This is a genomic window from bacterium, assembly GCA_021159335.1.
In the GTDB taxonomy this organism is placed as follows: Bacteria; UBP14; UBA6098; order B30-G16; family B30-G16; genus JAGGRZ01.
In genome coordinates, this window is sequence record JAGGRZ010000114.1 from 1 (window position 1) to 4961 (window position 4961).

Genomic DNA, 4961 nt, shown 5'->3' on the forward strand with positions numbered 1-4961 from the left:
GCCATTGCGACGGCTGCTGTAGTAGTGTTGGCACTGGTCGCAACATTAAACATTGGGTTCCACAAAAATGATGAAATAGTACTCCCTGTTGAGATTAGCGAATACGATTTATACGAGGATTTTGCATATGTTTCAGCGGATACATTGTTGCTTCAGCTCGTTGAGGAGGAGCCAGACGAGGTGATAGAGTTAGTTGCGGAGCAGGTCGACGATGCAGAGCTCCTTTCCATGTTGACTCCCGATGAAAGGGAGGAAATTTTATCGATGCTTGAAAACTCGCTTTAAAATAAAAGGAGGATTAATATGAAAGCGAAAACATTAATAATAATTGCAATGTTAATCGCTTTTGCGCTCGTTTTTGCACAGCCTCAAGGCAAAGGGTCGTCTCAATCGCGCGATAAATTTCTTACCATAAAAATGTGGAAGTTGACCGAAACTCTTGACCTCAGCGATGAGCAAGCAGCAAAATTGTTCCCACTAATGAGAAAATACCATAAAACTATGGATTCGATAAATCAGAGGTCCCGAGAACTTATAAAGGACCTTCGTGAGTTGGTAGATAAGAACGCAAAGGAGAAAAAGCTGCTTCCCATACTAAATGAGCTTGAATCACTTAACAAAAAGAAGGCGCAGGCTCATGATGAACTTTGGAACGGAATAAAGGAAATATTAACTGTGCAGCAACAGGCTAAATATATTTTGTTTGAACAAACTTTTAGACGAAGAATGCTCGAGCTTCTTCGTAAACCCAGAAGACCCATAAGGAAAAGACGATGAGTAGGAGGTGATGAAAATGAGAAAGACAATCATAATAATAGCCATTGTAGCTTTTGCTGGGGTCATAGCAGCGCAAGCCATTGCTCCGCCACCACCGGCACCACCAAAGTATCATCGCAAGCCCCTCAAATTTCACCGTGGGGATTGGAGCTTCGGAATGAACATTCACGCTATCCGAAAGCTCGCAAAGGAGATCGGGCTTACTGAGGAGCAGCTGAAAAAGATACGCGAAATACGCCGCGATGCACAGAAAGACATGGTCGACCTTAAAGCTGACCTTCAAAAAAGCATTATAGACCTCAAGGAAATCGCGAGCGACCCCAAAGCCACAAGGGTTCAAATTGAGGGCGCAGCTAAGAAAGTGCTTGAGAAAGGTGATGCGCTAAAACTAAGACGGCTGCGCATGTTTCTCGATGTTAGGGATGTCCTAACACCTGAACAGCGAGAGAAACTCATGGACCTTATCAGTCGACCCAGGATGATGAGTCCAAAATCCTCTAAATAACCCCTTCAATATAGATCGTTGTTCCCCCGTCCCTGCCCCCTTCGCAATGAAGGGGGCTTTTTGTTTTGGAATCAGAATAGTTCTGCGAACCACTGGCAGATTTGTTCAAGTAGTTCCTTGTCATCAGATTTGAAAGCATCAAGCGTGTATGAATCGATATCGAGTTCAGCGACGATTTTCCCTTCTTTCATCACGGGGACCACAATCTCTGATTTTACTTTTGGGCTGCAGGCGAGATAGTTGCTCTCAGCGGTTACATCGGGAACGGCGAAGGTGCAAAGTTTTTCGGCTGCCTGACCGCAGATTCCGCTACCGAAAGATATTTTGACATGTTCCGTAGGTTCGCCAATGAATGGTCCTAATATTAGCTGTTGGTGTTCGGAGTCGGCAAGATAAAACCCCACCCAGTCATAATGGGGTATGCTGTCATAAAGAAGTCTGCATATTGATGCTAATTTTTCATTTCTGGATTTTTCGGAATCAACTATGGCTCGGACATTATCAAGAATTTTTTCGAACTCATCCTTCATACTGATGTCCCCCTTTAGCGGTTTTTAAGCCCCGCGTATTCACGAAGGGTGGCTATCTCTTTTGGAAGAAGGTTTCTGAACTCGCCGATTTTCAGGTTATCTACACTTATTCCAGCGAAGCTTTTCCTGTGGAGTGACACTACTTTTACCCCCAATGCAGCGAAAAGTCTTCGCACCTCCCGCCATCGACCCTCGTGAAGCGTTAGCTCAACTTTATCTCCACGAATCTTTACATGGCTTATTTTCACAGGTTTGCCATCGAGATAAGGCGTTTGCGTAAGCAATTCCTGTGCATCTTTGGGGAGAGGTTCGTTAAGTTTTGCTTCGTAAACTCGTGGTGCGGAACTTCTTGCCAGAAGATTAGCCAGAGCGCCATCATCTGTGAGAATTAATGCTCCAGTCGTAGCTACATCGAGCCTTCCGACATAAAAAAGCCCATCGCCAACTTTGCCCAGAAGCTCGAAAACTGTCCTTTCACCGCTGCGGGAACATATGTATCCTTCGGGCTTGTTGAGAATTATGTATCTGAAGTATGGCTTTACGGGTTTGACTCTTTTGCCATCCAGCCTTACGATGGAATTTTTGCCTACCAGTTTGCCCAAACGTGCTATTTTGCCGTTTATCGTTACTCTGCCAGCGTTAATAAGGCGGTCAGCCTGTCTTCTCGATAGCCCGGCGAAAAGCTGGAGATATTTGTTAATCCTCATCGGAAATTTATGTTCGACTTCGCTCATTTTACTCCCATCTGAGTGCGTCCACGGGGTTCAGTTGTGATGCTCGCCGTGCGGGGAAATATCCGAATAAAACCCCAGTAGCAAATGAGAACAAAAGCCCGAAAACAACCACTTTGGGGTTTAGTGACACCTGGAACGGCAACTTTCCAGCAATGAATTTTATTAAAATGGACAGGAATGCTAATCCAAGAAGTCCCCCAAGGAAAGCGAGAACAGCAGCTTCAATGGTGAACTGGAGTTTTATTAGCTTTGGTGTTGCACCACATGCTTTTCTTATCCCTATTTCTTTTGTGCGCTCCGAAACCGCAACGAACATGACATTCATTATTCCTATGCCGGCAACGACGAGGCTTATGAGTGCGATTCCTATTCCCACGGCGTAAACCATCGCAAGGATTGATGTGAAAAACTTTAGCATAAGGTCTGAGGTGAATATGTCGAAATCGTTTTCCTCCGCAGGTTTGAGATGGCGTAATCGGCGAAGGACAGCTACTACTTCGTCTTTTGCCTGCTCGAGTTTACCAGATTTCGCTTTGACTATGAACATTATGCCCCAGAATCCCCACCAATGGTGAAGGGCTGTCGTAATGGGAACGATTATTATATTGTCTTTATCCTGACCGAATACTTTGCCAAGAGGTTCGGTAAGACCCACGACTGTGAATGGTATTCCGGCTACTTTAATCCTGCGCCCTATGGGGTCAGAATCGCCGAAAAGCTCTTTCGCAGTGCTCGGACCTATGACACATACATGCCGTTTTCTGTCTACCTCGAATTGTGTGATGAAGCGCCCTATCCAGAGTTTGTACTCACCAAGACCATTGAAGTCCGGCGAGACACCTACTATGGGTACGCTGGTTATCTTCTTTTTGCCGTATGAAGCGTAACGATAATATTTTACTATAGGAGTTATTTTTTCGCATGACTCACAGCCTTTTTTCAGGGGCTCGAGGTATGATAGTTTCAGCCTTTCACGGCGCCAAAGTTTTCTCATTCTGCGCATTCTTCGTCCCTGCATGAAATTCATCGGCGATATTCTCATTACTGTGAATGTTTCCGGTCCAAGGCTTGAGAACGAGCGCTTAAGTTCCCCCTGAAGTGATATCGCAGCAGTAATCATTCCTGCCACCGCAACGACTCCTATGGCTACTCCTAACGCCACGAGGAAACTTCGCAATTTCTGCGCAAAAATATTCCTTATTGCTACTTTGAACATTTCGTTAAGCATTTTTCTCGGTCTCCCGCCATATTTTTATGACTTCCAAAGCGACCTCTTGTGGGTTTTTTCCGGTCGTATCGAGCCACACCGCACCGGGTTCTTTCCTGAACCAGATAAGCTGTCTTCTCGCGTATTCTTTTGTGGCTTTAATAATTTGCTCCCTCATTTGTTCCCACGAGAGCTTACCCTTAATATAGTCCACGACCTGCCTATATCCTATTGAAGAGAATGCCGGTGCGTTCTCCGGCACCCCCGATTTGAGTAACTTCTTAACCTCATCGACCCAGCCAGCCTCAAGCATTTCATCGACCCGCTTTTCTATCCGTTCGTAGAGCACCTTTCTTTCCTTGTTAAGGATTATTTTTACGAACTTCCATTCGGACGGTTTTTTGGTTGCGGTTTTCCACCAGTATGATATTGGCTTTCCCGATACGATGTAAACCTCGAGTGCCCGTTGAATTCTGACAAAATTTTTCGGGTCGATTTTCTTTGCAGCTTCAGGGTCCACCCGCATCAGCTCCGCGTATAGATTTTCGCCAGCCCGCCAGCGCCTTAAAAGTTCTTCTCGTACCGTTTCATCCCTGAAATTACCCTCAAAAATTCCCTCTGTAAGTGCTCTTATGTAAAGTCCCGTTCCACCGACTATTATCGGGATTTTTCCCCTATCGTAGATTTGCTTTATTAACGCTTGAGCATCCCTTGCGAATTGCGCCGCATCATAGCGCTTTTCGGGAGTTACTATGTCTATAAGGTGATATGGTATTTCTGAGTTTCTGGGTTTTGCGGTTCCTACATCGAGTCCTTTGTATATTTGTCTTGAATCCGCCGATATCAATTCTCCGCTAAGCTTTTCCGCGACTCTCTCGGCAACAGCCGTTTTTCCCACAGCCGTTGGACCTGCAATTATCAAAACGCGTTTCATAGTTCAAAGTTAATCAATGTATTCGCCTAACTCAACGAAAAAGGTGGTAGGCAAAGGCAATAAATCCCTATGCACTTGTTGTTTATACCATCTCCTGAGCGTTTACCTCAACCTCCGCAGTCCCCATTTTCCCGCGGTTTCCGCAATATGTATTTTTACCGCAGCTTCCGTGGTTCCCGTTTCCCCGCGGTCTCCGCGATTTCCTATTGCCACGCCCCCAATTTTCCAATAATATAAAATAAGCGTGCAAAAATTTTTCGGAGGTTTCTCTTAT

7 protein-coding genes and 1 pseudogene are annotated in these 4961 nt (G+C 45.3%); 3 read left to right on the forward strand and 5 right to left on the reverse strand.

The window, feature by feature from the left end; all coding sequences use genetic code 11:
• The 3 genes from J7J62_06245 to J7J62_06255 all read left to right on the forward strand — a co-directional run.
• Positions 1-285: hypothetical protein (locus J7J62_06245; GenBank protein MCD6124754.1), on the forward strand; the 285-nt coding region annotated here is incomplete at its 5' end.
• A gap of 18 nt (positions 286-303) precedes the next feature.
• Positions 304-777, forward strand: a complete 474-nt coding sequence (locus J7J62_06250; GenBank protein ID MCD6124755.1) for a hypothetical protein — start codon at positions 304-306, stop codon at positions 775-777.
• Positions 778-793: 16 nt separating this feature from the next.
• Positions 794-1282, forward strand: coding sequence for a periplasmic heavy metal sensor (locus tag J7J62_06255; protein MCD6124756.1), 489 nt, complete (start codon positions 794-796; stop codon positions 1280-1282).
• A gap of 71 nt (positions 1283-1353) precedes the next feature.
• On the opposite strand, the gene J7J62_06260 is transcribed toward J7J62_06255, so the two are convergent.
• From J7J62_06260 to J7J62_06280, 5 genes and pseudogenes are all read right to left on the reverse strand, one after another.
• Positions 1354-1812: a GAF domain-containing protein gene (locus J7J62_06260; GenBank protein MCD6124757.1), complete on the reverse strand. Its 459-nt coding sequence runs from the start codon at positions 1810-1812 to the stop codon at positions 1354-1356.
• Positions 1813-1826: 14 nt separating this feature from the next.
• Complete coding sequence (locus J7J62_06265; GenBank protein MCD6124758.1) at positions 1827-2546, reverse strand: rRNA pseudouridine synthase; 720 nt, start codon at positions 2544-2546, stop codon at positions 1827-1829.
• A 1-nt stretch (position 2547) separates the two neighbouring features.
• A complete protein-coding gene (locus J7J62_06270; protein MCD6124759.1) occupies positions 2548-3774 on the reverse strand; it encodes an ABC transporter permease in 1227 nt (408 codons plus the stop codon).
• A pseudogene (miaA, locus tag J7J62_06275) lies at positions 3767-4687 on the reverse strand (tRNA (adenosine(37)-N6)-dimethylallyltransferase MiaA). Before miaA ends, J7J62_06270 begins: the two are co-directional and overlap by 8 nt.
• An 82-nt stretch (positions 4688-4769) precedes the next feature.
• A partial coding sequence (locus tag J7J62_06280; protein MCD6124760.1) for a hypothetical protein occupies positions 4770-4961 on the reverse strand: 192 nt, incomplete at its 5' end.